The sequence below is a fragment of the Luteibacter jiangsuensis genome (assembly GCF_030812295.1).
GTDB classification, from domain to species: domain Bacteria; phylum Pseudomonadota; class Gammaproteobacteria; order Xanthomonadales; family Rhodanobacteraceae; genus Luteibacter; species Luteibacter jiangsuensis_A.
The window spans coordinates 196,544-222,473 of record NZ_JAUSSK010000002.1; the positions used below are offsets into that span (position 1 = coordinate 196,544).

Genomic DNA, 25,930 nt, shown 5'->3' on the forward strand with positions numbered 1-25,930 from the left:
GCAGCCGATGACCCCGTTTTCCGACCCGGCGGCCGTATCGAGCTATGCAGAGAGGACCGCGAGGATAGTGCCCGGCCTTCGGGACTTGCACAGGATGGCGGGTGTGCTGCTGGCCGAACGTGCGCCTGCCGACGCACGCATCCTGGTGCTCGGCGCCGGCGGCGGACTCGAGCTGAAGGCCTTCGCCGAGATGCAGTCCGCCTGGCACTTCGACGGCGTGGACCCCTCTGCCGAGATGCTCGACCTGGCCCGCACGACCCTCGGGCCTATGACGCCTCTCGTGCGCCTGCACGAAGGCTATATCGACAGTGCGCCGATCGGGCCTTTCGATGGCGCGACCTGTCTTCTGACGCTTCACTTTCTGCCGCCGGCCGAACGCCTCGGAACCTTGAAGGAAATCCACTTGCGGCTCAAGCCCGGGTGCCCCCTTGTCGTTGCGCATCACAGCTTTCCCAGCGAGGATCCCGTCAGGGACAGATGGCTCGCGCGCAATGCAGCGTTCGCGGCTGCTTCCGGCGTGCCTATGGCACAGGCCGAAGGCAGCATCGCAGCGATCAAGGAGCGGCTACCCGTACTTTCACCCCAGCAGGATGCCGATCTGCTTCGCGAGGCCGGATTCACTGATATCGAACTTTTCTATTGCGCATTCACCTTCAAGGGCTGGGTCGCCCGCAGACCATGAGGGATCAGGCCAACTGGCCGCGTGGTGGCACGATGTCAGCCTCCGCATCGTTCTGGGCAGTTGCCGCCTTTTCTTTCCATGGCCTGCCGGTTCTTACCATGGCATTCAGAATGATCAGTAGCTTGCGCATGCAAGCCACGATGGTGACCTTTTTGGGCTTGCCTGCCGCTACCAGCCGCTCATGGCAGGTTCGGATCACAGGGTTGTGCCGCATAGCCACGATTGCCGCCATGTAGAGAGCGCTGCGCACTGTTGCCCGACCACCGCAAATCATGCGCTTGCCGCGTGACTGGCCCGATTCCCGGTTCATTGGCGCTACGCCCACCAGGGAGGATATCTGCTTGGCCTTGAGCTGCCCCAATTCTGGAAGCTCGGAAATCAGCGCAGCCGTAGTCGCCGGCCCAACGCCTTTGACGCTCTGCAAGAGCTTCGTCAGACCGAGGGATAACGAGCTACATGCTGCGGCCAATCACCGGTGCCAAACGGCACCGGGCGTGAACGGCACTCCGATCACGTGGAATGGAAGATACAAAGGGATCGCTTTCTCATGGAAATCCAGATGGCCGGATCGTTGACCACCCGCCAGCTCGACGCCCTGGTCGACGTGGCCAGGCGGTGCCCTCTCCATGTCACGGTCGCGCGCGGCTCGGACATCGAGACCCGGTTGATACAGCCAGGCGAACTGCCTCACATGGCGATCGGTAAGGCCGCCCACATGCGAGCCATGAAGGAGGCTTGCGAAAACCGAGCACGCGCCTCGTGTCGTGCAACGCGTCCACCCGGCGAGTCCATTAGTCCAGGGCAAGGGTGAGACTCTAGAATTCGTGGACACACGGCCGCGACGGGCCGATCATCAGGGTGCCAGTGCCGAAAATCCGGCTGTTCCGCCCTCTTGGGGCCACAGACAGGTTCCGGCCGCCTGCCCTCCAAATGGTTCTCGATCTTTTTTGGGTGACGCAGTGGTGACAGGACCCGCCGTACGAATTTCGCCACAAGACCTCAATCGACTCCTTGGGAGTCTCGAGGTGAGTTTCGTCGCGCTGACCGAATGCCTGGTCAGCGAGGGCTTTTGTCTGGAAATGGGCGGGGTCGATGCCCCGGGCATCCACTACAACATCCAGGGCAGCGGCAAGCTGGTCATCAAAGGATGCGCGCCGGTCGAACTGAAGCCGCACACCCTGGTCATCGTGCCCTCCAATGCACCCTTCCGTATCGAAGCCGACGGTTTCCACCGAGGGCTGCAAAATCGGCGTACGGTGGACGGCTTGCTGGTCGCCGTGTCGAAGGACTCGGTCAATTACATCGTCGCTGGCGATGGTGATCCGGAAGTCATCCTCATCTGCGGGTTCTTCGACGCGTGCTACGGCTCGGCCGTGGATCTGTTCAGCACCCTGACGACGCCCATCGTCGAACAGTTTTCTGAAGCCGACCGGTTGGACACGACGCTCAAGAATGCGATCGCCGAGCTCGTCACCCAGGAAGTCGGTTCCGGCGCCATGAGCTCCGCCCTCCTCAAGCTGGTCATCGTGCACATTCTTCGTCGATCTCTGTACTCGAACAACACATGGGTGGAGCGTTTTTCGCTCCTCAGGGATCCACAGATCGCCCGCGCCTTCGCGGAAATGGCGAGCAACCCGGGCGCGCCCCATACGGTCAATTCGCTGGCACAGAGCGCATATCTGGGCCGGTCGGCCTTCATGGCGCGGTTCACCGAGATCGTCGGCCAACCGCCGATGAACGTATTGCGCGACCTGAGAATGCGCCAGGCGGCCGAGCAGCTGCAGACGGGACAGGTGCCTATCGAACAAGTCGTTCGCAATACCGGGTACGAAAGTCGCAGCAGCTTTGCACGTGCATTCCGCAAAGCGTTCGGAATGGACCCCTCCGAGTACCGCGCCGCTTCGGCGAAGCCGAAAGGTGCGCCAACGGGTGCCATGCCCGATCACGTCACGGCATGCAGGCCTACGGCCAGTGGATCCTCGCGCGGCTGACGACCGGAGGATCGCGACAGGTCGCGGACCGCTGGATTCCACGGCCGGATTTTCTGCACGGCCATTCGACGGAAACTCGTTCCAGGCCGACACCCCCGAATGACGGAGACATTTCCATGAAAGCTATCGTGGTGACAGACCAGGGCGCGGGAACCGCCGGGATGAAACGGGCGGAACGGCCCGAGCCGCAGGCGTCGATAAACGACGTGGTCGTCCAGGTCCACGCCGCGGGCTACGTCAACACCGAGCTTGAATGGCCGTCCACCTGGACCGACCGGACCGGTCGTGATCGCACGCCGTCCATCCCGGGACACGAACTGTCCGGCATCGTCACCGCGCTCGGCTACGGCACGACCGGTTGGACGGTCGGACAGCGAGTGCTCGGCCTTGCAGACTGGTATCGCGACGGTTCCCTTGCGGAATACGTGGCCATCGAGGCGCGCAACCTCGCGCCGTTGCCGGACGAAGTCGATTTCACGGTCGCCGCGAGTCTTCCCATCTCCGGCCTGACCGCGTGGCAAGGGCTGTTCGTACACGGCCGCCTGCAGGCCGGACAGCGGGTGATCGCCCATGGCGCAGCCGGCGCGGTGGGTTCGATCGCGGCACAACTCGCACGTGAAGCCGGCGCTTACGTGATCGGCACGGGGCGCGCCGCCGACCGCCAGGCCACCCTCGACTTCGGCGCGAACGAGTTCGTCGATCTCGACGGTGACGCCCTGGAAGACGTCGGCAAGGTGGACCTCGTGCTCGACGTGATCGGCGGTGACATCGGAATGCGTTCCGCTCGCCTCGTTCGGGCCGGAGGAACGCTCGTCTCCGCGGTCGGGCCGTATGACGTGGTACCCGACGGCATCCGGGTGATCGACTTCGTCGTCGAAGCCGATCGTGCCCAATTGAGCGAGATCGTCGAGCGCGTACGTGACGGAAGGTTGCGACCGAACGTGGGCAAAGTCTCATCCATCGAGGAAGCTATCGGCACGATCAATTCGAAGGAACGGCGCAAAGGGAAATCGGTCGTTCGCGTCCGCCCTTGACGATTCCCGAGCTCCGGTAGTCCTCCTCCCCTCTTGTCTTCATCGAAGCACTGGCCGCGACCGGCGGCCGGCAACGGGCGCCTGTGCGCCGGTCGGCCGCCGACGAAAAGAAGTCTCCCCTGTAGTGCCCCTCATTTCTGACCCACTGGATGCATCATGAGCAACCCTGTCATCGAAACGATCCTGAGCCGCAGCGCCGCCAAGTATTACGACCCCGAGGCGATCTTGAGCGACGACGAAATTCGCGATCTCGTGCGAATCGGAACCACCGCCCCGACATCCTTCCATTTGCAGAACTGGCGCTTCATCGCCGTACGCTCGCCCGAGGCCAAGGCACGGCTGAGCCCCATCGCCTGGAGCCAGCCGGCCATCACCGATGCCGCCGTCACCTTCATCGTCTGCGGCCAACTGGCCGATTCGAGTGTCATTCCAGAGCGCCTCGCGCCGCTGGTCGCATCCGGCGTCATGCCGCCGACGATGGTGCCCGAGTGGGAAATTCCGGCCCGTGACCTGTACATGGCGTTTCCGCAGCGCCAACGCGACGAGGCGGTGCGCACGGCCACGTTCGGGGCAGCGGCGATGATCTACGCCGCCCGGTCGCTCGGTCTCGGATCGACGCCGATGATCGGCTTCGATGACGTGGCCGTGCATCGCGAGTTCGGACTAACCAAGGACGAGGTGCCGGTGATGCTGCTGTCGATCGGCGCCGAGCGCCAGGGAAACTGGGCACAGAAGCCGCGCCGTCCGGTTGCCGAAGTACTCGACCTCGTCTGATCAACCATTACAACGACAAGAAATTGAGGAAAGTACGATGCCAAGAACTATCGCGCTGAATCCGGAAGAAGTGCCAGCGGAGTCGAAAGCGACGCTCGACGCGTTCACGAAGAACGTCGGGTTCACGCCCAACATGATGGCCGCCTTCGCGCAGAGCCCGCTCGCGTTCAATGCGTGGGCCGCCTTGCTTGGTTCACTGAGCAAGGCGCTCGACGTGAAAACCCGCGACAGCATCGGCCTCGCTGTCTCCGAAGTAAACGCTTGCAACTACTGCCTGGCGGTCCATAGCTTCACTGCCGAGAACCTGGCGAAACTGTCGCCCGATGACATCATCCTGGCGCGTAAGGGCCATGCCACCGACCCGAGGCGCGATGCCGCGGTGCAGTTCGCACGCAGGGTCATCGAGACTCGTGGACAGATCGGTGACGCCGACCTGGCGACCGTCCGCGCCGCCGGCTATACGGACGCGAACATCATGGAGATCGTCGCGCTGGTGGCAATGTATTCCCTGACCAACTTCTTCAACAACGTGTTCGATCACGAGAAGGATTTTCCAGCCGTTCCGCCGGCAGGGTCGATCTGACCCGCATGAACATCCTCCATATCGATTGCAGCCCGCGCCCCGGATCGCAGAGTCGCAAGCTCTCGGCCGCCATCGTCGAGAGGCTTCTGGATGTGTCACCCGGTGCGGTCATCAGCCGGCGGGACCTCGCCATGCATCCCGTCCCCCATCCTTGGCCGGACTACGCGACAGCCTTGTCATCGCCTGCCACGCTCGCGACGATCGATTTCAAACGCTTCGCCGAGGCTTCGTGCCTGTGACCGAGGTCGGGGCCTGCCTCGCTTTCGCCTGATGGATCGGAGGGCCTTGGATAGCGGCTGGGACGGGTCGTCGGCACCCAGGGAACAAGCTGTGGGGAGATGGCTGGGGATGGTCCTGGTTCGATGTGGGTGATTCGAAGAAGACGACGTCCACTGACTATCACAGCGACTGTCAAGGCTGCCATGTTCCGGCCAAGGGTACCGACTGGATCTATGTCCAGGGCTATCCCGTCCTGAAGAAGTAAAGTACGTCGCATTCGCCTTGCTGGAGCACACGGACCGCGGCTGAATGCACAAGCGTGCATGTCATCCCGCGCGGCCGGCTTCCTTACGGCCAAAGTACGAGACCTTGTTCGCGATCTTCCACTCGTCGCCGATCTTCAGCAGCAAGAAGTAATCGGTGATCACACGGCGCCATGATCCAGCGTGATCCGGGCGGTTCCCGCATTGCCCGAAGCCTCCATGAAATCGATGGTCCGCACGCGCGAGGCCTCATTGTCCGCGGCCTTGCCCTTGAAGAACGCGCAGAACTCGTCAAGGGACAGCGACGTGAACTTGCCGTCGCGCACGCTCTCGATCCGCGCGCTCGGCAGGAAGGCCTGGCGCATGTGCGATGCCTCGCCGGTGGCCTGTCCACTGAAGTAGTGCCGGATGGCCTGTCTCATGCCTTATCGACACAACGGATGCCGGCGCACGGAAGGCGCAACGTGCGTGCTCTCCGTCGCGGATGGCCAACGGCGCTTCCGGATCGCGCGGTTCCTGCGCACCCGTGGTATCCAGCGCCTCGTCCTGGGTCAGCGCCGGGCGGCCACTGAGTGTACCGATCAGGCCGAGCAGCTTGGCGCGATGATCGTTGGCTTCACGGCGATCCAGCGTCAGCTTCCCGCTCACCATCCAGTTGCTGCTCGATGAATACGACCAGCACGACTCGGGTGGCCCCGTTGGCGTGGTGGCCAGCGTGCTGGATCGGGAGTTGGCGACCGCCCCCCGAAAAAGTCTGGGTCACGGACATCACCTACATCCGCACCCAGGAAGGCTGGTTGTTTCTGGCGGCTGTGATGAATTCGAAAATGATCCGCCTCTGCTACTGGCAAAGCCAGCCTCGATCAATAGTCCCCGTGATCGACAGAAGCATGCGCATGCATACCCCCCTCCCTTCCGGCGTCAGCGCGAGAAGATATTGGCGTCTATCCTTGGGATGCTGGTACCGACTGATGAAACCGCGTACCACAAGACTTTCAATCAGCCTAGATAGATGGGGCGACGCGAGGTTGGTTTGCGCTTTCAGATCGATTTGTCGACAAACCTGCGGGACCAGTAAGTGAGTCAAAATGGCCCAGTGGCTCAGTGCTAAGTCGATCGGCCGACCCGCGGCCCGCACCATTGCCTCAAGAGCTACCTTGGCGTCGTCGAGGGATCGATGTAGATGACTCAAAGCCCGAATCATCTCAATCGCGTCCGCCAAATTTCGGGCATCCATATCACCCATGCGGTTTGGTTCGCCGATCGTATCTTTCGCCCCGACGTTCTGGCGCTCTTTCATACCGGTATTCATCGGCAGTGAACCGGCGAGCCTTCCCTTTGGCACAGTCTTCATGCCCTGCTACATCCGAAGCACCACTCGGCCTGGCTCTCGCTTTCCGGCCTCGATGTTCTTGATGACAGAGATCGCGTCTTTGAAAGGCACCTTCAGGGCAATGGTCGGTCTAAGGACATCTTCCGCGGCAGCTTTCGCAATGTCTGGCAGACGCTTGTAACCCATGGTGGAAAAAAGCAGTTTGTAACGCCTCGACCAGAGGCCACGTACTACCCTTCCGGCGTGGGATTGATGTCGATCAGGCGACCCTTCGGCTTCAATAGCGCTAGACCCTCCGCAATGGATAGGGTGCCCAGCGTGTCAAAGACAACGTCGTACTTACCAAGTGCCGCGAAGAGCGCCTTGTCTCCATAGGCGTACAAGGCCTCCACGCCCGCCGGCGTGCCGCTGGAGAGCGCGACCGCCCCACAGGATCCGGCCACGCTCGCGCCACCTGCGATCGCCAGTTGGATCGCGAAGTTACCTACAGCGCCGCTACATCCATGGACGAATATCCGAAGACCCGAACGCGCGTGGGCCGTGTCCACGATGGCCGCCCAAGCGGTCGTGGCCGGCACCGGAATACACGCCGCCTGGCTGAACGAGAGTCGCTTCGGCTTGTGGACCAGCAAGCGAGGGTCTGCATCGACGAATTCTGCGAAAGCTCCCTGGCTCTTGATATCCAGAGTGCCGAACACTTCGTCACCCACGTAAAAGCCCGTGACGCCAACCCCTATTTTTTCCACTATGCCTGCGAAGTCGGATCCCATGCCTCGCGGGAACTTTCTACCCGTTACCCACTTCATGGCGCCTTGCCGCAGTTTCCAGTCGATCGGGTTGATCGCCGCGGATTTGACGCGAACCCGCACTTTGCCAGGTGCGAGCATCGGCACGGTGCATTCTTCCAAGGACATTACTTCGGCCCCCCCGTAGCGATGGTACTGCAGTCTCTTCATGGAACTCTCGTATCAGATGGCTGGAGAAGGTATCGGAATGCTCATGGACGGCCTGATTCAGGCAAGCTTCGCGAAGTCCTCCCGCGAAAGGAGGATGGAACCGGCAACGAAGTTTTCTTCCAGGTGAGCGATGGAACCCGCGCCAGGAATGGCTACTGTGATCGGCGAACAAGACAGCAGCCATGCAAGTGCGATTTGCAGAGGCGTTGCACTATGCCTGCGGGCAATACCGGCGAGGCTATCGGCGTCGATATTGGTTGCGCCGCCTCCTATCGGGGAGAACGGACAGAACGCGATACCGTTTTTTTCGCAGACTTTCACCATCGCGATATCATCGCGTTTGGCGATATTGAAACGGTTCTGCACGGCGGCGACTGGGGCGATGGATAGCGCTTCCGCGAGGTGGGCCGTCGTGACGTTGCTAAGCCCGAGGTGTCCTACGAGACCTTCCTCACGCAAAAGAGCAAGCGCTTCGAAGCGCTTGGCTAGCGACTCACCGGCCGGCGGCACCATGTGACCTATACGCAGATAGACGAGATCGAGGCGCTCAACCCCCAGGCTCCGAAGATTATCTTCGACCAGGCGGCGCATATCCGCCTCGGTGCCTGGCCGATGGCTGCCGTCGGCTTGAAAAACAGGCCCTACTTTGGTCGCGATGACCAACGAGGATGGATAGGGGTACAGAGCCTCGCGTATCAGCGTGTTGGCGCGTACGGAACCATCGATGCTTTGATAGAAATCCGCGGTATCGATCAGATTGATGCCGAGCCTGATCGCTCTGCGCAACACAGAGTGCCCTATTGCCGGGTTACGAGGTGGGCCACGAAAACCATTCGTCGATAAGCGCATTGCCCCGAAGCCCAGGCGGTGGACAGACAGCTCACCGCCGATAAGAATCTGGCTTGCTCTTTCCACGGTCCAACTCATTTCTTTCGGCTCCGGTTCGCCAGGATCAAATCCATTGAGGAAGCTGCTTCTCTGCGTATCGAGCGCCAAAGCCACCACTCGGCAGGATGGCCTCGATCTGTGCAACGTCTTGCCCATCGAGCTCAAAAGAGGCCGCACCTAAGTTTTCCAATAGCCGAGTTTGGTGACGGGTCCCAGGGATAGGCACGATGTCATCGCCTTTGGCAAGCACCCAGGCCAGTGCGAGTTGCGACACGGTTACGCCGTTGGATGCGGCAAGGGCTTCCAGCTGCCGCACCGCATGGCGGTTGCGTTCGAAGTTACCGGGTTGCCACCGCTCATCGAAGCGACGCATGTCGGCGGCCTCCTGTTCGGCCGGCAGCTTGACGACACCCGTGAGATATCCGCGCCCCAAGGGTGAGTAGGCCACGAAACCGATACCCAGTTCGCACAGTGTCGAAAAAATGCGATTCGAGTTCCCGCTCGAAAAGCGAATACTCGGTCTGCAGTGCCGTGACCGGTTGAACAGCATGCGCTCTGCGTATCGACAAAGGCCCCGCTTCGCTCAATCCGAAGCACTTGACCTTACCTTCGCCGATCATGTCTTTGACCGCCCCTGCCACCTCCTCGACCGGAACCTGAGGGTCGACCCGGTGCTGGTAGAGCAGATCGATTACCCCTACATCCAGGAAACGCAGGCTGTTATCGACGACTTTGCAGATGTGCTCGGGACGACTGTCCACGCCAGAGCTCGGCGTGCAGCCAAATTTCGTTGCAACGGTGACCTGGTCGCGAAAGCGCTTGGTGGCACGGCCAACCGTGCGTTCGTTGTCTCCCCACCCGTAGGATTCGGCGGTGTCGAAGAAGGTGACGCCTTCGTCGTAGGCTCGACGGATCGTATCGTTGCCCTGCTGCTCATTACCGGCACCATAGCCAATGGATATGCCCATGGCCCCGTACCCCATGCAGGATACGAGCGGGCCGTCGATGCCCAACTGTCGCTGTTTCACGGCGCTCCGCTGCCTTTCGTGGAGGTAAGCGGAAAGCGTAAGTTGCCGCATTCCATGAGGGGCGCTCGAACCTGCCGAAGTCTTGCCTAATCCTGCCTAATCCGTTGAATCGCCGCTGCGCCAAAAGTACGATCAGCCCATGAATCCTCTTGATCGGTTGCGCCGTCTTGGCGAGCGCCATGCCTCTAGATCATTTGAGACCGCCATCCCGGGCCTACGAATTGGGCGGCTGCTAAGTGCGCCGAAATCGCTGCCCATGCTGTATGAGCCCATGATTTGCCTGGTATTGGCTGGATCCAAGCGGATCTTTTCAGGCAGGGATATCGTGGACTACGGCGAAGGCCAGCTGCTTTTGTCAGCGGCAGACTTACCCGTCAATGTCCAGTTCCAGATTGATGCACAGCGCGGTTATTACATGGCCTTGGTGCTCAGGCTGGATCCCCTTGCGGTGGCCGATCTGGCCATGGAAATGGGTATTCCGGCCATGCATCGCCATCCCGGCAATTTCGCTATTACGGAGTCGGATCCGCTACTGCTCGACGCTTGGCGGCGATTATGCGAACTGCTGGAACGGCCGGAGGAAATCCCATTCCTTGCGTCCGGCATCGAACGCGAGATCCTGTTCCGCCTATTGCGTGGACCGCGAGGGCACGTTCTTGCCGAAGTCGCTACGGCGGACCCTCAAGTTCGGCAGGTTCGCGGCACGGCGGCATGGATCCGGGCCAATTACGCAGAACACGTCAGCATCGAGCAGCTCGCCCATAAGGCGAGCATGAGCATTACTGTTTTTCATCGCCGCTTTAAGCAGGTGCTTGGGATGTCGCCCCTGCAATATCAGAAGACCATACGCCTGCATGAGGCGCGTGGTCGCATCACGGCAGCAATGCGCGATACGGCGAGCATTGCCTACGCCGTCGGATATGGAAGCACTTCGCAGTTCAGCCGCGAATACAAACGAATGTTTGGAGCTTCACCAAGCCACGACCTAGCGCGTACGAGCCTGCGTAGCGTCTGACCTCGTCTCGGCCCTCTTCAGATAGGGAAGCACCACCCATATCGCAAGCATGCAGGCCAGAATCGCTTCCAGCCAGATGAACGCATGAATGCGCAGGCCGACGCTGCACATGGGCGCATAGCGATAATGTCCCAAGGTGATGAGGTTGCAGCCGGCGTAGCTCATCAATGCGATCGTGCCCGCGATGCGCGAGCCGGCCTTGATCCAGCGATAACCCAGCCAGGCCAGCGGCGTCATCACGAACCAGAACGCGTCGATCATCGTGCGATTGATCCAGACTGGCTCCGGGTACTGCTCGAAGAACATCAGGTTATCGGCGTAATGGAGCACGCTCCCCGCGACCGTGGCGAGCAGGACCCATTTCAAGCGACGCAGCCATCGCTCCATGTTCATGGCGCCGCCTTTGGCGAGAGGCTTGCGAACCAGTCCAGCACGCCCTGCCAGTACGGCTCGGCCAACGGACGGAAGTAGCCCATATGGCCCACTTTTCCGCCAACCTCCGCGGGATCGAGGTCTTCGCGCCGCAATGGCGCGTTGCAGTAGGCCTGGACGAATGCGTCCCGCGATGACGGCAAGGCCCACAGATCGTCCAGCGCATTGGCGGCCACCATCGGCGTACGTACCTCCGCATAGCTCCGCTCGATGCCCTGCATGGCCGGGTCGTCGAAGAAGTAGCGCGGGAACCGGCACCAGTAGCGCCACTGGCGATACGCATCCGCCGGCAGGTCCTCTCCCAGGCGCAACATCTCCCAGGGGCAATAGCCCTTCCACCATGTCAGGACCGGCAACACCAGGTTCCACATGGCGAGCACGCGCAACCGTTCGCCCAACGGCATGTAGCCGTGCCATCCCGCCCCGGTGCCGAAGACATAGAAACCCGTCACCTTGCGATGATTGGGTAGCAGCCCGAAGGCATGCCCTCCGTAGGAATGGCCGACGACATACAGCGGCTCCGGCCCTTGCGCCATGCTGTCGATGGCTGCGGCCAGGTCGAGCCGCCCCCAATCCAGCAGGTCCATCCGGAATCCCTTGAGCGATGGCGGCCGCGAGCCCCCGATGCCTCTGTAATCGAAGGTCAGGGTATCGAAGCCACGCGCGCTGGCGAAGCTCGCGAACCTCTGATAGAAGCCCTGCGGAACCGCCGTCGCCCCCGCGACGATCAGCTTTCCACGCAAAGGGGCCTGAGCCGGATAGCGCGTGGCGCCGAGAACATAGCCGTCGGCGGCGGTGAGGTGTTCGGGGAGGGCCGCGGTGTCCATGGGCGCACTTTCTATGACAGTTGTTATAGAAAAGACAGGCTAAACTATGACGACTGTCTTAACAAGGGTCATCCCATGAGCCCCCGACATAACGACGCCCGCCAACGCGTGGTCGCGGCCACCGCCGAGATGCTGGCGCGGCACGGCCTCAATGCCACCAGCATCCGCGAAATGGCCAAGCGCGCCGACGCGCCGCTCGGTTCGACCTACCATCACTTTCCCGGTGGCAAGCAGCAGGTCGTGGTCGAGGCGGTGAAGTTCGCCGGAGCGCAAGTGCGCGCGCGCCTGGAGCACCATCTGCAGGCCGGCGCCAAGGCGGGCCTCGCAGGATTTCTGTCGATGTGGCGCGACGTTCTCCTGCGTTCGGACTTCCGCCTCGGTTGCCCCGTCATGGCCGTGGCCGTAGAGGAGCCGATCGACGCCGTCGCGGAGGAGGCCTTGGCCGCGGCCGCCGCCGTTTTCGCCGACTGGGAAGGGCTGCTTGCGAACGCGCTGACAAACGAAGGCCACGAACCCGAGTCCGCAGCCAAACTCGCCACGCTCATCGTCGCAAGCGTGGAGGGGGCCATCGTGCTGTGTCGTGCACAACGGAGCATTGCGCCGTTCGATAAGGTTGCTGAGCGGATTGAATGGGCCGCGGGACTCTAGCTGGTGCAGCCTGGCAACGAGAATCCTGCTCTGGCTTACCTCGCCAGAACCAGTGCTTCGATACTCATGGCAAGTACGAGTCTCGGCACAAGGACCTGCAGCATCGACCCACCCCGTAGCTGAAAACGGGTTGGGCCGTACCGGCCACTTCTTGGTTCAACGAACAAGACAGTCGTCATCCCACCCGGCCTACCCTCTCCGGCCAAAGTACGAAACCTTGTTCGCGATCTTCCACTCGTCGCCGATCTTCAGCAGCAAGAAGTAATCGGTGATCACGACGGCGCCATAATCCAGCGTAATCCGGGCGGTTCCCGCATTGCCCGAAGCATCCATGAAATCGATGGTCCGCACGCGCGAGGCCTCATTGTCCGCGGCCTTGCCCTTGAAGAACGCGCAGAACTCGTCAAGGGACAGCGACGTGAACTTGCCGTCGCGCACACTCTCGATCCGCGCGCTCGGCAGGAAGGCCTGGCGCATGTGCGATGCCTCGCCGGTGGCCTGTCCACTGAAGTAGTACTGGATAGCCTGTCTCATGCCTTCCTGCGCGGCAGGGTCCTGCTGCGCCGTCTGGCGGATCGCCGGCGTATCGGCAGGCACGGCCTGCGCGCCCGCGGTGAGGGTGATGAGGGCGGCTGCGAGCAGACGGCGAATCCGTTGCTGGTTCATGGCGCGTCTCCGTGGGAAGTCGACGCAGGATGTCTGGCGATGACCCTTCGGACAATCGCTTTCACCGCGGATTTCGCACGCTTCGGCGCAATGGCTTTCAGCGCATCATCTCATTTGAACAATGCGAGCCGATCACGATAGCTGCGTGACAGCTTGAGTTCCTGCCCACAGTCCAGGGTCAGGAAATACTCGCCATTGAGATGTGGCCGCAGCGCGACGACGCGCGCCGCATTGACCAGCGTCGAACGATGGATGCGCGGAAAACGATTCGGCCCCAGGCGTTCTTCCAATTGTCCCAGGGGGGTACGCAGCACGTGGGTGTCGCGGTCGGTGTGGATGCAGAGGTAATCGCCCGCCGCATCGACCCAACGGATGCCGGCGCGCGGAAGGCGCAACGTGCGTGCTCCGTCGCGGATGGCCAACGGCGCTTCCGGATCGCGCGGTTCCCGCGCACCCGCGGTATCCAGCGCCTCGTCCAGGGTCAGCGCCGGGCGGCCACTGAGTGTACCGATCAGGCCGAGCAGCTTGGCGCGATGATCGCTGGCTTCACGTCGATCCAGTGTTTCGCGCACGCGAAAAAGGGCCTGATGCAGGCGGCTATCGTCCACCGGCTTAAGCAGGTAATCCACCGCGCTCGCTTCGAACGCCTGGAGCGCGTAGTGGTCGTAGGCAGTAACGAACACCACCAGCGGCATGCGTTGCGCGGGAATGGCGCGAAGGGTCGCGAAGCCATCGAGCCCGGGCATCTGCACGTCCAGGAACAGCAGGTCGGGGGCATGTTCCGACACCGCATGCACCGCCGCCGCGCCGTCACCAACCTGGCCAACGATAACGATGTCGCGCTCGCCAGCCAGACGCAGTTCCAGTCCACGCCGCGCCAGAGGCTCGTCGTCGACGAGCAGCGTCCGGATCATCCTGTCCCGCGTGGCCCTGGACGCGGTCATTGCCGTGACGCGTCCGCGATGTCGAACGGCAGCGTCATCGTCACCGCGAAGCCGCCCTCGCCGCGATTACGCACCTCGAAGCTCTGCCGCGCCCCATACAGCACGCGCAGCCGGTCACGGGTATTGGCAAGGCCGACCCGGGTGCCGCGTGACGCACTGTCGGTCGGCACGCCAACCAGGTCCAATCCCGGCCATCCCGGGCCATCGTCGACGACGGAGAGTTTCAAGTGGTCGCCCTCGCGAACCGCGCGCACGCCGATCATGCCGCCCTCCACTCGCCGGGCCACCGAATACTTGATGGCGTTCTCCACCAGCGGTTGCAGCAGAAGGCTCGGCAGCAGCGCCGGCCAGCAGGAGGGCTCGACCTCGACGTCCACCCGAAGACGCTCGGCGAAACGAGTCTTTTCGATGTCCAGGTAGAGGCCGATCGCATCCAGTTCCTGCTTCAGGGTCACCCGCTGCATCGGGTCGGCATCGAGCGAATGACGAAGGAAGGCGCTCAACCCCTGCACCATCCGGTTCGCGGTGGCGTTGTCGCGATCGAGCACGAGCGTCGAGATCGCATTGAGGGTGTTGAACAGGAAGTGCGGGTTCAACTGATAGCGCAGCATCTTCAGCTGCGCCTGGTGGGCCATCGCGGTCGCCGCCAGCGCCGCTTCGGTCTGCATGCGCAGTTTGCGCCACGTGGTCATCACCAGGTAGAGACTGGCCCAGCCCACCACCACGTACAGCTGGCCGATCACGTAAGTGAAATAGCCGAAGCGGGTGAAGGGCAGGCATTGGCGGCACCATTCCAGGTCGGTCACCAGCTTGTAGGTGAGCCCCATCGCCGCGGCGATCAGCACCGCCGGCACGATCATCAGCCATGCCACCCGCGCCGGCGGCCGGTCACCGCACGCACGCAACAGATAGCGCAGGCCAAGCGTACCGAGGAAGCCTGCGATAGCCACGGCGAGCAACACCGTCCAGTACTCCGCCGGCTTCCCATTGGCGAGAGCGGAGAAATAGTTGACCAGGAACACACCGCCCCAGCCGCCCGCGTGGAGCCACCAGAACAACGCATTCGCCGATCGTGCCGATGGCACCGTACCCGCTGCAGGGTCCGGCGGACGATCGTTCGGAACGACGGAATCAGGAGTCATGGCGTAAGGGATGCGACCTGTCGACAGCATAGACGGGACACCTCCGCCGGGTGGCGGTTGCGACTCGGCTCGGCGCGCGCGCGGAACGCTTCGGCGCAAACGCCCTACCGGGTGCTTCTGCAACCGCTAGCCTCATGGACGACATATACCTGTCCCCTCCTTCCACCCGACGCGCGTCCGCCAGGGCCGCGAAGCACCATACCAAAGGAGTCGTCGATGCTGCTCGAACTGATACTGGCCGCGAACATGGCGACGGCCCGGGTGGAGACGGTTCCGGTTGCCACGGGCCTCCGGCGCCCCTGGTCGATGGCGTTCCTGCCCCACGGAGATTTCCTGGTCAGCGAGAAGGAAGGTGTTCTGGTTCGGATCACCCCGGACGGTACGAAACATCCTATCGCCGGCCTGCCCGACGATCTGGAAAACGCAGCCCAGGGCCGCGGTGACAATGTCGGACTGTTCGACGTGGTGCTGCACCCGGACTTCACCCGCAACCACCGCATCTATTTCACTTATACATCGCGCGGTGCGGATGGCACGACCACCCGTCTGTCCACCGCGCGCTTGCTCGACGATCGCCTTGTCGACGTACGCTCGCTCTTCGATGCCACGCCACGCTCGTCGGAGCGCTTCCACTACGGCGGTGGACTACTGATCGATCGCCAGCGTCACCTTTACATGACCGTGGGCGAGCGCCATTTCCGCGAAAGCAGCAACCCTCCGCTACCCGTGTCGCAGGACCCCACGGATCGACGCGGCAAGATCTACCGCTTCAACCTGGATGGCAAACCGGCGCGCGGCAATCCCGATTTCGGCAAGGGTGCGGTGCCGGGGATGTATGCGCTGGGCATCCGCTCCGCGCAGGGATTGGCACAGGCGGGCGACGGGCGCATCTGGATGTCCGAGCACGGGGCGACGCGGGGCGACGAGATCAACCTGCTGCGGCCCCATGCGAACTATGGGTGGCCCGTACATACAGCGGGCCGCCACCGCGATGCCGGCTATGTGCCACGGACGCTGCCGGGCGCGGTCTATACCGCGCCGGCATGGACCTGGACGGACCGCACGATCGCACCCGCCGGACTGGCCGTTTACAGCGGCAAGCAGTTTCCGGAATGGCGCGGTGACTTGCTTCTGGCGGGTCTGAGCACAGGAAGCTTGCTCCGGCTGGACCTGCAGGGTGATCGCGTGGTCGGCGAGGAAGTACTGCTCACCGGTGTGCGCCTGCGCAACGTGAAGCAGGCACCGGACGGTACCGTCTACCTGCTCACCGACGAATCCGACGGGCGCCTGCTGCGGCTGGAGCGACTGTGACCTGACGCCGATCGTTCGTCGGACCCGCGTCATTACGGGTGTATGGTCTAGCGAACGCGCGTGAAGTGGTTGGCACGCATGACGGGCGTACGGTTGGTTCCTGGATAAACCACGGTCTCGACGAGGTCACGTCCGTCTGGCAGCACGGAATAGATTCGCGTCGACACGAGAACGCCCTCTTTCTGCAACGCCATGACCAGGACGTTGGGCGTGTGACGTTCTTTTTAGCATGGCTGCCAGCCGATCTAACGATAGCTCGCTTCCATGAGCGCCGTGGCCAGCCCTCCGATCTTCATGTGGTCGAAACTGGTGTTATTCATCAAGATAACGGTATGGCCATCGTCGATGGTGCGCCATACGAGCATCCGAAACCCACCGTTGGACCCGTACTCCCATGCGACCGGATGCTCCTTGCCGCCAAAGGATAGCGTCTTGGTACGTCCGCCCAAGGCGTAGTGCTGGGCAGGGCGTTCGACGGTCATCAGGATGCGCATGGACTCGGGCGATAACACCTTGCCTGAGAAGAGGCCGTTGGCCAGGGTGAAGAGATCGTTTGCGCTGGCGTAGAATCCACCGGCGAGCATCATGAAGTTCGGCGAAGGCTTGTCGAGCGGCTCCGCCTGGGGAGTCAGTTTCCGGTAACCGTGGGCCATGCCGGGCACCGCCAACGAGGGTCCACTGAAGGTTCCACTATGGCGCATGGCAAGCGGTCGGACGATGTAACCGTCGACCAGGGAGGCGTAGTCCCGGCCCGTGGTCCGCTCGACGATCGCCTTGACCAGCAGCCAGTTGGAATGCGAGTAGTCCCATTCCGTTCCGGGCTCGAAACGCAAGTCGCCGCTCGCGAAGCGGCGCACGGCCTCCGCCTGGTCGATCGACAACGTCCGCGTGGCCGGGTCGCGCTTGATGGCGTCATCCATGTCGTTGGGAAGGCCGCTCGCATGGGTCATCAAGTTGCGCAGTGTCAGCTTGTCGCCATTATCGCGTCGATAGTCAGGGAGATAGGTGGAGATCGGCTCGTCCAACGCGAGCTGACCCTGCTGGACCAATCGCATGACCACGATCGCGGCGATCCACTTCGATATCGAGCCGGACTCGAACGGCGTGTCGGCCGTCAGCGCACGATCCGTGGCTGCGTCCGCCACCCCGAAGCCGGCGGAGTAGTCGACGTGCGAACCCCGGCCTACCAGTACCACGCCATTGAAGCCTTCCTCGGCGACGAAACGTCGGACGATAGCGGCACAGTCACCACAGTCGGCCCATGCCGGAAACGTCATCGACAAGGCCATCAGCCATAGTGCGGTCCGCCATGGGGCGCGTGGATGCGCTCGCTTCCGCGATCTTGAAAGAACGTTCATCGACATCTCCCCGGCCTGAGCGACCAGGGGTTGGATGCCACACGCTCCGGCAAGGTTTAAACGTGCCGACGTCTTCTACGTGGAGGAGCCCCCATGGCCCAACCATCGCAGGGCACGTCGTACCAGGGCCGCCGGCAAGTCCGGATTCCACACAAAAGTCGCAACGCTCTCTGGCGGCATCGTGTACTCGAACCGGAACCGGCCATCGGCCACCGAAACGGGGCGCGCAGCCTTCTTGATGTTTACCATCACCAGGACCATCGATCCGTCGAACTCGTTCTGGAAGGCCACGTTGGCGATGCCCTTGTCGGCATCGGTGTCGTTGGATTTCACTCGCGCCGCGCCCGGCAGGACGAACCTGCTGAAGTGCGCCAGGGCGTAGTACTCGTCGTTCCGCGTCACCGCCCCGGTCTGCGAGTCGATCGTGATCACGCCTTTGCAAGCCTGGCAGCCGCCGAAGTGCGGGCCATGATTCTCGTCCAGCGCCAGGTTCCAATAGATGACGCCACGGGCCCATTGGCGGGTTCCCGTGACCAGCAGGTTCCGGGTGAACCAAAGCAGTTCGCCATTCATGTTCAACGGCCAGTCGCCACCCGAACATTCCGTGATATAGGCATCCTTGTCGGGGTGCTGGCGATGCACGCGGCCCTGCTCATGCTGGCTGCCTTCGTAGCAATGCCAGGCCACGCCGTCGATGTAGCGCGCGGCTTCAGCGTTGGCCAATACGCTCAACGGCTGCTCCGGGTGGCTCCAGTTATGGTCCCAGTCCAGGATGGCCGTTCTCGGCTTTCGCCCTGCCAGCTTCGGCCCGAGGTACCTGGCGACGATCCGCGCACGCGTCTCCGCACTCATGACCATGCCCGGGTAGCTGATGGGCGAGTAGGCAGGTTCGTTCTGCAAGGTCAAGGCGAATATGGGAATGCCATGGCCGCGATAGGTATCGAGGTATTTGACGAGGTAGTCGGCGTACGTGCTTTCGTATTGCTCGAGCAGTTCCCCGCCGATCAGGTTGCCGTTGGTCTTCATCCACGCGGGCGCGCTCCATGGCGAAGCGACGATGAGCATTTCCGGATGGATCGAGAGGACCTCGCGCACCACCGGTATCACGTCCTGGAGATTGGGCGCGACATTGAAGTGCTGCAATTGCGGATCGGTCTGCCCGAAGGGAATATCGTCCAGCGTATACAGCTTCAACGAGAAATCGGAGGCGCCGACGATCAGGCGCATCATGTTCAGATTGAGGTTCGGCGGAGGGCCATATAGCTCGCGCAACAGTGCGCGGCGTTGCAGGGCGTTCAAGGTGTTCTGGAGAAGCCACGCCGACGAGTCGGTCATGGCCGCGCCAAAGCCCGTCATGGTCTGATACCTGGTATTGACGTCGATGACGATGTCGGCGGGCGAGGCATCGTGAGACCTCGTATCGATGTCGGGCTGCGGCGCCAGCTTCAGGCGATGATCGGCCGTGCTCAGCCAGACTTCGACCGCCGGCATGACCGGCCGCACAGACGGAGCAGCCTGGATCGCCACCATGGGCTCCACGAAGTGCTGCGCATACAAGGCGGCCACGGCGAGCAGGGGGATCAACGCGACGAGGATGATGTCCGCGCGGTTCGAATCCGGCTGTCGCTCATCCATGGCGTCGGCAAATCCCATGGTCGGCGTTGCAGTTCACATGGGTCAACATGGAGCCATATTACTTGGGTTCGATGAGGCCTGGAGCGTCCTCGATCACGACGGCAGCCGCGCGCCGATATAGTCCGCGACGTTGGCGGCATGCGGATGCCCGCGGTTGGATAGCACGACCGTCTGGTAGCCGGAGCCGGGATAGATGGCGAAATCACCGTTCACCCCAGGCGCGCTGCCACCATGACCATAGTAGGTCGCCCCGTTGCGGACGGCCACGCGTAACCCGAGCGACCACTGCGCGCTTCCGGCCGGGATGTGGGCGCGCGTTAGCAAGCCTAGATGGCCTGCATCGAGCAGGCGCATGCCGCGCAAGGCCACGCCGAAGCGGTGCAGATCGTCGATCGTTGAATAACCGCCACCAGCAGGCAGGCCGACATAGAAAGGCAGTGGCTTGAGGCCTGTCTGAGCCGAGCCGGTGAACGGTTGGGCGGTGCCCTCCCTCGATGCATGCGGCGAGGTCGAGGTCATGCCGGCGATACGGAACACATGGGTATCCATGTAGGCATCCCAGGCCGCCCCTGTCACCTGCTCGACGATAGCTCCCAACAGGATGTATCCGAAGTTGCTGTATCCCCAGCGCGATCCCGGCGGAAACGCCGGGTCCCTTTTTCCGAATTGGCGCATGAAGTCGGACGGCGTCCGCAGCTCGGCCTGATGGGCATCGTACTCGGGGCCGAAGAAGTCGCCGGTGCCGCCACTGTGCGTAAGGAGGTGCTGCACCGTCACCTGCCGCGCCAGGGCTGTGTTGGGATAAGCCGGCAGCAGCGACGCGATCGTGTCGGTCAGGCGCATCCGGCCTTGCTGGATCAATTGCAGTACGCAGACGGCGAGGAACATCTTGCCCATCGACCCGACGCAGAACCGGGTTTTCGGCGTAACCGCACGCAAAGGTGAAATCGCGCGATCACCGTAGGCTTCGCGAAACAAGATTGTTCTGCCTTTCGCGACGAGAACCGTGCCAGAGAACCGCCCGTCGGCGGCCTCGGTGCGGAGCTTGAGTCGAAGACTGTCGATGGCATCGCGCTCTCCCAGCCGCCGCACCCGGAAGTCCGCAGGTGGTTGCGCCCCCTGGAAGGACAGGTCATCGATACGATCCTTGCCGATGGTCAGCACGACGCGCGAGAACCGGTCCCAGCGACGGTCACGCAGCTTGGCGGTGATTTCCGCGGGCCCTGTCGGCTCGCTGCCGAGCAGGGTGAAGCCACCAGAGGCCTCGCGGAGGCCGAGATCGTCGTCCAGGTACGGCACGAGCGACGGCACGTGGTCATGCACGAAATCGATGTACGTGGACGCGCGCGCATCGTTGAAAGCGGCGAGCCAGCGCGTCAGCCATCGCTGCCCATCGTCCGCTATCGCGTCGGCCGCCCATAACAACCTCGGAGAACAACCCAGCATCAATGCCGTTCCAAGGAAATCGCGCCGAGTCAGTGCCATATCGCTCCCCGAAAGCCGCCATGGGCCCATTGCAAGAATTTATGTAGGCGCCTACCATTCTGGCCACATGATTTGGGAAACACAAGCGATGGACTACACCTCACGCATGGGCGGCAAGGCGCTCGGTGCCCGGCTGCGCCGACTGTCCGAAACGATCGACCGTGACGCGACCCGCGCCTACGCCACGGCCGGAACGCGCTTCGAACAGCGCTGGTTCGGCACGCTCAACCAACTCGCGATCAATGGCCCGATGACCGTCAGCGAACTCGCCGCCGCCTTGCGCATCACCCACGTCTCGGTAAGCCAGGCGCGGCAGTCGCTCGAGAAGAACGGCCTGATCGCATCGCAAGACGACGACGCCGACGCGAGGCGGCGCTACCTGGCGCTGACCGGCGCGGGCACGCGGCTGATTCGCCGGCTGCAACCGTTATGGCGAGCCATGGAGGCCGCCGCGCTGGAGGTGAACGCGGAAGCCGATGACGCGATCGCCGCGCTCGATCGCCTGGACGAGGCGCTGGCGAGGCGATCGCTGTTCGACCGGATCATGCAGCGGCTGGGCAACGAAGAGACGAACTCCTAGCTCAGGGTGCGGGCGCCGGCGCGGCGTTGATCGCCAACTGGGCGGCGAACGCCCGCTGGTACGCCGGACGCGCCTCGCCGCGGGCGACATAGGCGGCAAGGCTGGGAAACTCGGCGAGAATCCCCGAAGGCCTCAGCCTGAGCAGCACCGATACCATCATCAGGTCGCCTGCGCTGGACTCACCATCGAGCCATTCGGCGGCGCCCAGGTGGGTGGCGAGCCGGTCCAGCCGCCCGCGGATGCGATCCGCGATCAGGGGCATGCGCTCCTGGGTCCAGGGCTTGTCGCCCTCCACGAACCTGGCGGTCACCAGTTCCAGGATTGGCGGCTCCACGGTATTGAGCGCGGCGAACATCCAGGTGATGGCGCGAGCCCGGGCATTGGCATCGTCCGGCAACAAGCCTGTGTGCCGGTCGGCGAGGTGAAAGATGATCGCGCCGCTTTCGAACAGCACGAGGTCGCCTTCCTCATAGGTGGGAATCTGGCCGAACGGATGGAGGCCCAGATGCGCGGGCTCCTTCATCGCACCGAAGGACACGAGACGAACCCCGTACGGTCGGCCCACTTCCTCGAGTGCCCAGCGAACGCGCGTGTCGCGTGCCAGGCCCAGACCGCCGTCGGGGGAGCGTTCGAACGCGGTAATGACAATGCTCATGGTGAATGTCCTTTGGGTCAGTCCGGGATCGCCACTTCGACCAGCCGCTCGAGCAAGGTCAGCGACTCCTGCCAGCCGAGATAACACTGCTCGACCGGAATCATGGCGGGAATCCCCTCCTGGACAATCTGCACGTCCGTCCCACAGGACACGGCGCGCAGGCTGATCGTCGTGACCATGCTACCGGGCAGGTTGGGGTCGTCGAAACGGTCGTCGTGGACGATACGTTCGTTCGGCACCAGTTCCAGGTAGGTGCCACCGAAGCCGTGGCCGTTGCCGGTGGAGAAATTCGTGAAGGTCATCCGATACTTACCGCCAACCCGCGCGTCCAGCTCGTGCACGGTGCAGGTGAAGCCATCGGGCGGCAGCCATTTGGACGTGGCGGCGGCGTCGAGGAAGGCGCGGTAGATGCGCTCGGCCGGAGCGGTGAATACGCGATGCAGGCGAACGGTGCCGGTCATGGGAAATTCTCGTGGCGAGGTGGAGTCCTCATTGCCTACGACGAACGGGAATATCCCAAATCGACATGGACTATCGACGGACGCGTTTGCCCTTGGCCCGCTTCCCGATGCTCGCCGCCTGGGGTGCGGCCTTTTCCGCCGAGGGGCCTGCGGCTGTCACCCGCTCCATCCACGCCAGGTCATCGACATAGGAAAGGAAGTGTCTCAGGTATCCCGGTGATAATTCACGCATGAGTTCGATCGACCGGTGCACCAGGGCGTTCGAGTTGAGCGGCCCGGCGTTCCGGGGCACGTACTCCAGCGTCTGCCTCAGTTGACTCTCGGCACGCAGGCTCGACCAAATCTTCCGGAAATCATCGAGTGCGGGAAGCTCGGGATAGGCGCGGGATGCCGCGTCGCCGGCGAACTCGTCCACCAGTTGCCCCAGCGGACCGCGAGCACGCGACACGCTACGGTCCATGGGACGCCACGGTAGCCGTCGACGGCTTCGGAATCGGTGCTATCTCCACGCGCCGGTTTTTCGCGCGACCCTCGTCGGTGGCGTTGGGGCTGACGGGCTGTTCGGCACCGAACGCGGCGGCGAACACGGACGGCGCCGGGACGCCCTCGGCGATCAGCGCACGCGTCACCGTAAGCGCACGCTGCGCGGACAGTTCCCAGTTATCGGCGAAATGGCGGTTGCTATCGCGCACCGGCTGGTCGTCAGTGAAGCCACTGACCATCAACACTTCGTTTCGAGACGCCAGGTACTGGGTGAGCGGAGCCGCGAGGCTCTTCAGGAGTTCGCGCCCTTCAGGCTGGAGCTGGTCCGAATTCAGCGCGAAGAGCACGCTACCGCGAATACCGATGCGTCCGTCGACCAGCGTGACGCGTCCCGCGGCGAGCGGCACCGCCAGCGCCTGTTCGAGCGTCATGCGGCGCTGCGCTTCGGCCTGCCGCCGCCTGACCTCTTCGTCCAATCGATTCGACAGTTGCAGCTGCATGCCGATCACGCCCACCAGGATCAGCACGAAGGCACCCAACAACACCGACATCAGGTCGCCGAACGCGGCCCAGATGGGCGCCGCGGATTCCGACTCGAACTCGACGTCGTCGCTCATGCCGTTTCATCCATGGCGGACACGCGCTGCGCGGCGAGACGCTGCATGTCATCCAGTATCTGCTTTTGCGACAGTACGCTGAGATCGACGACTTCCCTCGCTTGCGCCACGTAATACGCCAGTTGTTCGTCGCTGCGCACGAGCGAGTTGTCCAGTGCGGTGGCGATCCGGTCCAGTCGCTCCATCAAGGCGTCGTTCGACTGGCCGAACGACTGGACACCCGCGCCAAACGCTTCGCCCAGGCTCGCCACCTCGACGGCACTGCCGGTGACCTGTGCGGCGACCGACGCCAGCTTGCCGGTCTCGGCCTCGATCTGGTCGGTGAATCGCGTACCCACACGCTCCAGCAAATCGGCCGATGTCGCCACCAGCGCGTCCACGGCGGCACGTTGCTCGGTCGAGGCGTGGTTCACGGCATCGAGCAAGGTTTCCAGCGTCGCCAGCAAGCGGCTCCGCTCCTCCAGCATCGCCGTGTCGCGAACCATGCTGTCGGAAAGTTTCTGCCGCAGTTCGGCAACCACTTCGGCGGCAACCTTGGGTGCCTCGGAGGCGGCTTCGACGAGGCGTGAGATCTCGGCGATGGTGGCGCTGGCGTCCGCCCTGGTCTGTGCCGTGATGTCACCGGCGGTGCGGGCAAGCGTGTCGGCCCACAACGTGAGCCGTTCTTCGTCACGCGATGCCAGTGCATCCTGCAGGTCGGTATGCGACTGACGGACGGCATCCACCAACGACGCGGCGTGTCGCTCGAACACGGCCGCCGTATCGATCGAAGTGGCTTCGAAACGCGCGGAGATGGATTCCACGACGCCCGTCGAACGCGCTTCGAAGGTATGGGTGAACGCTTCCAGCGAGCCGCGCAGATCGTTCGCCAGGGCTTCGTTCGTACGGCGTTGCTCCGCCAGGGCATCGTTCCAGAGGCCGGCGACCGTCGCGGTGGATGCCTGGAAGCCTGCCGTGAGACCGTCGAGGTGCCGCTGTACGGCCTTCGTCACGGTGTCGTGCAACGACGCCGCTTCGCGCGCGAGTCCGGCCATGGTGGCGTCGATGACCGGCTGGAGCGTCTCACCCGCCGCGCGCGCGCTTTCGGCGACGCTGTCCTTCAGCGACGCCTCGACCGACGACGCGAGGCGCGTGTACATCGCATCGGTCGAGGCATGGAATGCCTCCTGGTTCGCGAGTTGGCGGTCACCGGCGGCGAGGCTGTTCTTTTCGATAGCCGCCATCATCGCTTGCAGGCGGTCGACCAGGGCGGGCATCGACTCGGCTTGCCGTTGCAGGAGCCTGAAGGCTTCCTCACGCTGGTGCGCTTGTGAATGGATGCGCAGGGTCGTGGCGATCTTCACATCCAGCAGCTGTACCGCCTCGAGCCGCTCGCGCCTGCACAAGGCCGAGAGCAGCCCGAGCATCGCGGAACCGGCCACGCCCGCGATCGACGTGCCGAAAGCGAAGCCAAGTCCCTTCACGGGCGCCGCGAGCGAGCCACGGATCGCCTGCAGGTCCGTCGCGCTTTCCAGCGCGATGCCGGTTCCCCTCAGCGTCGCCATCATGCCCAGCAGCGTGCCCAGCATGCCCAGCAAGACGAGCAAGCCAACCAGGTAAGGCGTCAATGCCGGTGGGGGCATGGCCGCGCGCGCACCCTCGATGCGCAGGCGCACCGGGTTTCGCAGGCTGGTGTCCAAGGAGTCGAGCCAGGCCGCCAGGCTCGGCGGCGGCGCGGACAGGTCGGCCACCGCCAGCCGCAGCGACCGCGAGGCCTGGCGATAGCGGTGCAATTCGACCGCGCCGACGAGGTAACAGGCACCGATCAGCCCTGCGACCGCCGCACCCAGCGGATTCGAGCCGACGTAGCCGATGCCGATCCAGCCGATGGCGGCGAGGCCGACGAGGAACACGGCGAAGTAAAGAGGATTTCTGAACATG

General features: G+C 63.2%; 30 protein-coding genes and 2 pseudogenes. 12 read left to right on the forward strand and 20 right to left on the reverse strand.

Annotated elements, in window-relative coordinates; genetic code table 11:
* The first annotated feature begins 7 nt into the window (after positions 1-7).
* Positions 8-682 (forward strand): class I SAM-dependent methyltransferase, encoded by a 675-nt coding sequence (locus J2T07_RS06290; RefSeq protein WP_009403894.1) that lies wholly within the window; start codon positions 8-10, stop codon positions 680-682.
* Positions 683-686: 4 nt separating this feature from the next.
* Here the strand turns inward: J2T07_RS06290 and J2T07_RS06295 are convergent.
* Positions 687-1,112 (reverse strand): annotated as a pseudogene (locus J2T07_RS06295) (transposase); the annotation flags it as partial.
* A gap of 532 nt (positions 1,113-1,644) precedes the next feature.
* On the opposite strand from J2T07_RS06295, the gene J2T07_RS06300 reads away from it, so the two are divergent.
* The 6 genes from J2T07_RS06300 (at position 1,645) to J2T07_RS19120 (ending at position 5,548) form a co-directional block, all read left to right on the forward strand.
* Entirely contained in the window at positions 1,645-2,673 is a 1,029-nt protein-coding gene (locus J2T07_RS06300) for an AraC family transcriptional regulator (protein ID WP_306848304.1), read from the forward strand.
* A gap of 116 nt (positions 2,674-2,789) precedes the next feature.
* On the forward strand, positions 2,790-3,707 hold the full coding sequence (locus J2T07_RS06305) for an NADP-dependent oxidoreductase (RefSeq protein WP_306848306.1): 918 nt from the start codon (positions 2,790-2,792) through the stop codon (positions 3,705-3,707).
* Between the two features lie 156 nt (positions 3,708-3,863).
* Positions 3,864-4,481: a nitroreductase family protein gene (locus J2T07_RS06310; RefSeq protein ID WP_306848308.1), complete on the forward strand. Its 618-nt coding sequence runs from the start codon at positions 3,864-3,866 to the stop codon at positions 4,479-4,481.
* Positions 4,482-4,518: 37 nt separating this feature from the next.
* Positions 4,519-5,064 (forward strand): carboxymuconolactone decarboxylase family protein, encoded by a 546-nt coding sequence (locus J2T07_RS06315; RefSeq protein WP_306848310.1) that lies wholly within the window; start codon positions 4,519-4,521, stop codon positions 5,062-5,064.
* Positions 5,065-5,069: 5 nt separating this feature from the next.
* On the forward strand, positions 5,070-5,303 hold the full coding sequence (locus J2T07_RS06320; RefSeq protein ID WP_306848312.1) for an NAD(P)H-dependent oxidoreductase: 234 nt from the start codon (positions 5,070-5,072) through the stop codon (positions 5,301-5,303).
* Between the two features lie 89 nt (positions 5,304-5,392).
* Positions 5,393-5,548, forward strand: a complete 156-nt coding sequence (locus J2T07_RS19120) for a cytochrome P460 family protein (protein ID WP_430539340.1) — start codon at positions 5,393-5,395, stop codon at positions 5,546-5,548.
* Between the two features lie 61 nt (positions 5,549-5,609).
* On the opposite strand, the gene J2T07_RS06325 is transcribed toward J2T07_RS19120, so the two are convergent.
* The gene (locus J2T07_RS06325; protein ID WP_306848314.1) at positions 5,610-5,711 is read right to left on the reverse strand and encodes a nuclear transport factor 2 family protein; all 102 of its coding nucleotides are present in this window, start codon (positions 5,709-5,711) and stop codon (positions 5,610-5,612) included.
* Positions 5,708-5,968, reverse strand: a complete 261-nt coding sequence (locus J2T07_RS06330; protein ID WP_306848316.1) for a nuclear transport factor 2 family protein — start codon at positions 5,966-5,968, stop codon at positions 5,708-5,710. Before J2T07_RS06330 ends, J2T07_RS06325 begins: the two co-directional genes overlap by 4 nt.
* A gap of 46 nt (positions 5,969-6,014) precedes the next feature.
* Here J2T07_RS06330 and J2T07_RS06335 point away from each other — a divergent pair, with 46 nt between their 5' ends.
* Positions 6,015-6,215, forward strand: coding sequence for a hypothetical protein (locus J2T07_RS06335; protein WP_306848318.1), 201 nt, complete (start codon positions 6,015-6,017; stop codon positions 6,213-6,215).
* A gap of 172 nt (positions 6,216-6,387) precedes the next feature.
* On the opposite strand, the gene J2T07_RS06340 is transcribed toward J2T07_RS06335, so the two are convergent.
* From J2T07_RS06340 to J2T07_RS19125, 4 genes and pseudogenes are all read right to left on the reverse strand, one after another.
* Complete coding sequence (locus J2T07_RS06340; protein WP_306848320.1) at positions 6,388-6,900, reverse strand: MarR family winged helix-turn-helix transcriptional regulator; 513 nt, start codon at positions 6,898-6,900, stop codon at positions 6,388-6,390.
* A 209-nt stretch (positions 6,901-7,109) separates the two neighbouring features.
* Entirely contained in the window at positions 7,110-7,835 is a 726-nt protein-coding gene (locus tag J2T07_RS06345) for an NADP-dependent oxidoreductase (protein ID WP_306848323.1), read from the reverse strand.
* Positions 7,836-7,892: 57 nt separating this feature from the next.
* Positions 7,893-8,831 carry an aldo/keto reductase gene (locus J2T07_RS06350; protein WP_306848325.1) on the reverse strand — a complete coding sequence of 313 codons (939 nt, stop codon included), beginning with the start codon at positions 8,829-8,831 and terminating at the stop codon, positions 7,893-7,895.
* Positions 8,788-9,802, reverse strand: a pseudogene (locus tag J2T07_RS19125) (aldo/keto reductase). Before J2T07_RS19125 ends, J2T07_RS06350 begins: the two are co-directional and overlap by 44 nt.
* An 88-nt stretch (positions 9,803-9,890) precedes the next feature.
* Here J2T07_RS19125 and J2T07_RS06365 point away from each other — a divergent pair.
* A complete protein-coding gene (locus J2T07_RS06365) occupies positions 9,891-10,766 on the forward strand; it encodes an AraC family transcriptional regulator (RefSeq protein ID WP_306848331.1) in 876 nt (291 codons plus the stop codon).
* Here J2T07_RS06365 and J2T07_RS06370 read toward each other — a convergent pair.
* Positions 10,737-11,159 carry a hypothetical protein gene (locus J2T07_RS06370; RefSeq protein ID WP_306848333.1) on the reverse strand — a complete coding sequence of 141 codons (423 nt, stop codon included), beginning with the start codon at positions 11,157-11,159 and terminating at the stop codon, positions 10,737-10,739. The two genes, J2T07_RS06365 and J2T07_RS06370, sit on opposite strands and share 30 nt — an antisense overlap.
* A complete protein-coding gene (locus J2T07_RS06375; protein ID WP_306848335.1) occupies positions 11,156-12,025 on the reverse strand; it encodes an alpha/beta hydrolase family protein in 870 nt (289 codons plus the stop codon). Before J2T07_RS06375 ends, J2T07_RS06370 begins: the two co-directional genes overlap by 4 nt.
* A gap of 75 nt (positions 12,026-12,100) precedes the next feature.
* Here J2T07_RS06375 and J2T07_RS06380 point away from each other — a divergent pair, with 75 nt between their 5' ends.
* Entirely contained in the window at positions 12,101-12,673 is a 573-nt protein-coding gene (locus J2T07_RS06380) for a TetR/AcrR family transcriptional regulator (protein WP_306848337.1), read from the forward strand.
* A 189-nt stretch (positions 12,674-12,862) separates the two neighbouring features.
* Here the strand turns inward: J2T07_RS06380 and J2T07_RS06385 are convergent, their stop codons facing one another.
* The 3 genes from J2T07_RS06385 to J2T07_RS06395 all read right to left on the reverse strand — a co-directional run bounded on the left by J2T07_RS06385 (position 12,863) and on the right by J2T07_RS06395 (position 15,425).
* The gene (locus J2T07_RS06385; protein ID WP_306848338.1) at positions 12,863-13,339 is read right to left on the reverse strand and encodes a nuclear transport factor 2 family protein; all 477 of its coding nucleotides are present in this window, start codon (positions 13,337-13,339) and stop codon (positions 12,863-12,865) included.
* A gap of 110 nt (positions 13,340-13,449) precedes the next feature.
* Positions 13,450-14,283 carry a LytR/AlgR family response regulator transcription factor gene (locus tag J2T07_RS06390; protein WP_306848341.1) on the reverse strand — a complete coding sequence of 278 codons (834 nt, stop codon included), beginning with the start codon at positions 14,281-14,283 and terminating at the stop codon, positions 13,450-13,452.
* Positions 14,280-15,425, reverse strand: a complete 1,146-nt coding sequence (locus tag J2T07_RS06395; RefSeq protein ID WP_306848344.1) for a sensor histidine kinase — start codon at positions 15,423-15,425, stop codon at positions 14,280-14,282. The genes J2T07_RS06390 and J2T07_RS06395 overlap by 4 nt, the downstream gene beginning before the upstream one ends.
* A 216-nt stretch (positions 15,426-15,641) precedes the next feature.
* Between J2T07_RS06395 and J2T07_RS06400 the strand changes: the two genes are divergently transcribed.
* Positions 15,642-16,736, forward strand: a complete 1,095-nt coding sequence (locus J2T07_RS06400; RefSeq protein WP_306848345.1) for a PQQ-dependent sugar dehydrogenase — start codon at positions 15,642-15,644, stop codon at positions 16,734-16,736.
* Between the two features lie 245 nt (positions 16,737-16,981).
* On the opposite strand, the gene J2T07_RS06405 is transcribed toward J2T07_RS06400, so the two are convergent.
* The 3 genes from J2T07_RS06405 to J2T07_RS06415 form a co-directional block, all read right to left on the reverse strand.
* Positions 16,982-18,013, reverse strand: coding sequence for a serine hydrolase domain-containing protein (locus J2T07_RS06405; RefSeq protein ID WP_306848347.1), 1,032 nt, complete (start codon positions 18,011-18,013; stop codon positions 16,982-16,984).
* Positions 18,014-18,169: 156 nt separating this feature from the next.
* A complete protein-coding gene (locus J2T07_RS06410) occupies positions 18,170-19,729 on the reverse strand; it encodes a glycoside hydrolase family 30 protein (protein ID WP_306848348.1) in 1,560 nt (519 codons plus the stop codon).
* A gap of 93 nt (positions 19,730-19,822) precedes the next feature.
* Positions 19,823-21,052 carry a serine hydrolase domain-containing protein gene (locus J2T07_RS06415; RefSeq protein ID WP_306848350.1) on the reverse strand — a complete coding sequence of 410 codons (1,230 nt, stop codon included), beginning with the start codon at positions 21,050-21,052 and terminating at the stop codon, positions 19,823-19,825.
* A gap of 250 nt (positions 21,053-21,302) precedes the next feature.
* Between J2T07_RS06415 and J2T07_RS06420 the strand changes: the two genes are divergently transcribed.
* Positions 21,303-21,794 carry a MarR family winged helix-turn-helix transcriptional regulator gene (locus J2T07_RS06420; RefSeq protein ID WP_306848352.1) on the forward strand — a complete coding sequence of 164 codons (492 nt, stop codon included), beginning with the start codon at positions 21,303-21,305 and terminating at the stop codon, positions 21,792-21,794.
* A gap of 1 nt (position 21,795) precedes the next feature.
* Here the strand turns inward: J2T07_RS06420 and J2T07_RS06425 are convergent, their stop codons facing one another.
* The 5 genes from J2T07_RS06425 to J2T07_RS06445 form a co-directional block, all read right to left on the reverse strand.
* A complete protein-coding gene (locus J2T07_RS06425) occupies positions 21,796-22,449 on the reverse strand; it encodes a glutathione S-transferase family protein (protein WP_306848354.1) in 654 nt (217 codons plus the stop codon).
* Positions 22,450-22,466: 17 nt separating this feature from the next.
* A complete protein-coding gene (locus J2T07_RS06430; RefSeq protein ID WP_306848356.1) occupies positions 22,467-22,910 on the reverse strand; it encodes an SRPBCC family protein in 444 nt (147 codons plus the stop codon).
* Positions 22,911-22,980: 70 nt separating this feature from the next.
* Positions 22,981-23,358 carry a DUF2894 domain-containing protein gene (locus J2T07_RS06435; protein WP_306848358.1) on the reverse strand — a complete coding sequence of 126 codons (378 nt, stop codon included), beginning with the start codon at positions 23,356-23,358 and terminating at the stop codon, positions 22,981-22,983.
* 1 nt (position 23,359) lies between these two features.
* On the reverse strand, positions 23,360-24,010 hold the full coding sequence (locus J2T07_RS06440) for an OmpA family protein (RefSeq protein WP_306848360.1): 651 nt from the start codon (positions 24,008-24,010) through the stop codon (positions 23,360-23,362).
* The gene (locus tag J2T07_RS06445; RefSeq protein ID WP_306848362.1) at positions 24,007-25,929 is read right to left on the reverse strand and encodes a DUF802 domain-containing protein; all 1,923 of its coding nucleotides are present in this window, start codon (positions 25,927-25,929) and stop codon (positions 24,007-24,009) included. Before J2T07_RS06445 ends, J2T07_RS06440 begins: the two co-directional genes overlap by 4 nt.
* Position 25,930: the final 1 nt, after the last annotated feature.

Excerpts from the sequence above, each read along its gene's own strand:
- J2T07_RS06345 (WP_306848323.1), bottom strand. The coding sequence starts at position 7,835 with ATGAAGAGACTGCAGTACCATCGCTACGGGGGGGCCGAAGTAATGTCC.
- J2T07_RS06395 (WP_306848344.1), bottom strand. The coding sequence starts at position 15,425 with ATGACTCCTGATTCCGTCGTTCCGAACGATCGTCCGCCGGACCCTGCA.
- J2T07_RS06310 (WP_306848308.1), top strand. The coding sequence starts at position 3,864 with ATGAGCAACCCTGTCATCGAAACGATCCTGAGCCGCAGCGCCGCCAAG.
- J2T07_RS06320 (WP_306848312.1), top strand. The coding sequence starts at position 5,070 with ATGAACATCCTCCATATCGATTGCAGCCCGCGCCCCGGATCGCAGAGT.
- J2T07_RS06445 (WP_306848362.1), bottom strand. The coding sequence starts at position 25,929 with ATGTTCAGAAATCCTCTTTACTTCGCCGTGTTCCTCGTCGGCCTCGCC.
- J2T07_RS06430 (WP_306848356.1), bottom strand. The coding sequence starts at position 22,910 with ATGACCGGCACCGTTCGCCTGCATCGCGTATTCACCGCTCCGGCCGAG.
- J2T07_RS06410 (WP_306848348.1), bottom strand. The coding sequence starts at position 19,729 with ATGGATGAGCGACAGCCGGATTCGAACCGCGCGGACATCATCCTCGTC.
- J2T07_RS06370 (WP_306848333.1), bottom strand. The coding sequence starts at position 11,159 with ATGAACATGGAGCGATGGCTGCGTCGCTTGAAATGGGTCCTGCTCGCC.
- J2T07_RS06305 (WP_306848306.1), top strand. The coding sequence starts at position 2,790 with ATGAAAGCTATCGTGGTGACAGACCAGGGCGCGGGAACCGCCGGGATG.
- J2T07_RS06315 (WP_306848310.1), top strand. The coding sequence starts at position 4,519 with ATGCCAAGAACTATCGCGCTGAATCCGGAAGAAGTGCCAGCGGAGTCG.
- J2T07_RS06420 (WP_306848352.1), top strand. The coding sequence starts at position 21,303 with ATGGACTACACCTCACGCATGGGCGGCAAGGCGCTCGGTGCCCGGCTG.
- J2T07_RS06390 (WP_306848341.1), bottom strand. The coding sequence starts at position 14,283 with ATGACCGCGTCCAGGGCCACGCGGGACAGGATGATCCGGACGCTGCTC.
- J2T07_RS06375 (WP_306848335.1), bottom strand. The coding sequence starts at position 12,025 with ATGGACACCGCGGCCCTCCCCGAACACCTCACCGCCGCCGACGGCTAT.
- J2T07_RS06340 (WP_306848320.1), bottom strand. The coding sequence starts at position 6,900 with ATGAAGACTGTGCCAAAGGGAAGGCTCGCCGGTTCACTGCCGATGAAT.
- J2T07_RS06330 (WP_306848316.1), bottom strand. The coding sequence starts at position 5,968 with ATGAGACAGGCCATCCGGCACTACTTCAGTGGACAGGCCACCGGCGAG.
- J2T07_RS06425 (WP_306848354.1), bottom strand. The coding sequence starts at position 22,449 with ATGAGCATTGTCATTACCGCGTTCGAACGCTCCCCCGACGGCGGTCTG.
- J2T07_RS06290 (WP_009403894.1), top strand. The coding sequence starts at position 8 with ATGACCCCGTTTTCCGACCCGGCGGCCGTATCGAGCTATGCAGAGAGG.
- J2T07_RS06405 (WP_306848347.1), bottom strand. The coding sequence starts at position 18,013 with ATGACGTTTCCGGCATGGGCCGACTGTGGTGACTGTGCCGCTATCGTC.
- J2T07_RS06400 (WP_306848345.1), top strand. The coding sequence starts at position 15,642 with ATGCTGCTCGAACTGATACTGGCCGCGAACATGGCGACGGCCCGGGTG.
- J2T07_RS06365 (WP_306848331.1), top strand. The coding sequence starts at position 9,891 with ATGAATCCTCTTGATCGGTTGCGCCGTCTTGGCGAGCGCCATGCCTCT.
- J2T07_RS06440 (WP_306848360.1), bottom strand. The coding sequence starts at position 24,010 with ATGAGCGACGACGTCGAGTTCGAGTCGGAATCCGCGGCGCCCATCTGG.
- J2T07_RS06385 (WP_306848338.1), bottom strand. The coding sequence starts at position 13,339 with ATGAACCAGCAACGGATTCGCCGTCTGCTCGCAGCCGCCCTCATCACC.
- J2T07_RS06380 (WP_306848337.1), top strand. The coding sequence starts at position 12,101 with ATGAGCCCCCGACATAACGACGCCCGCCAACGCGTGGTCGCGGCCACC.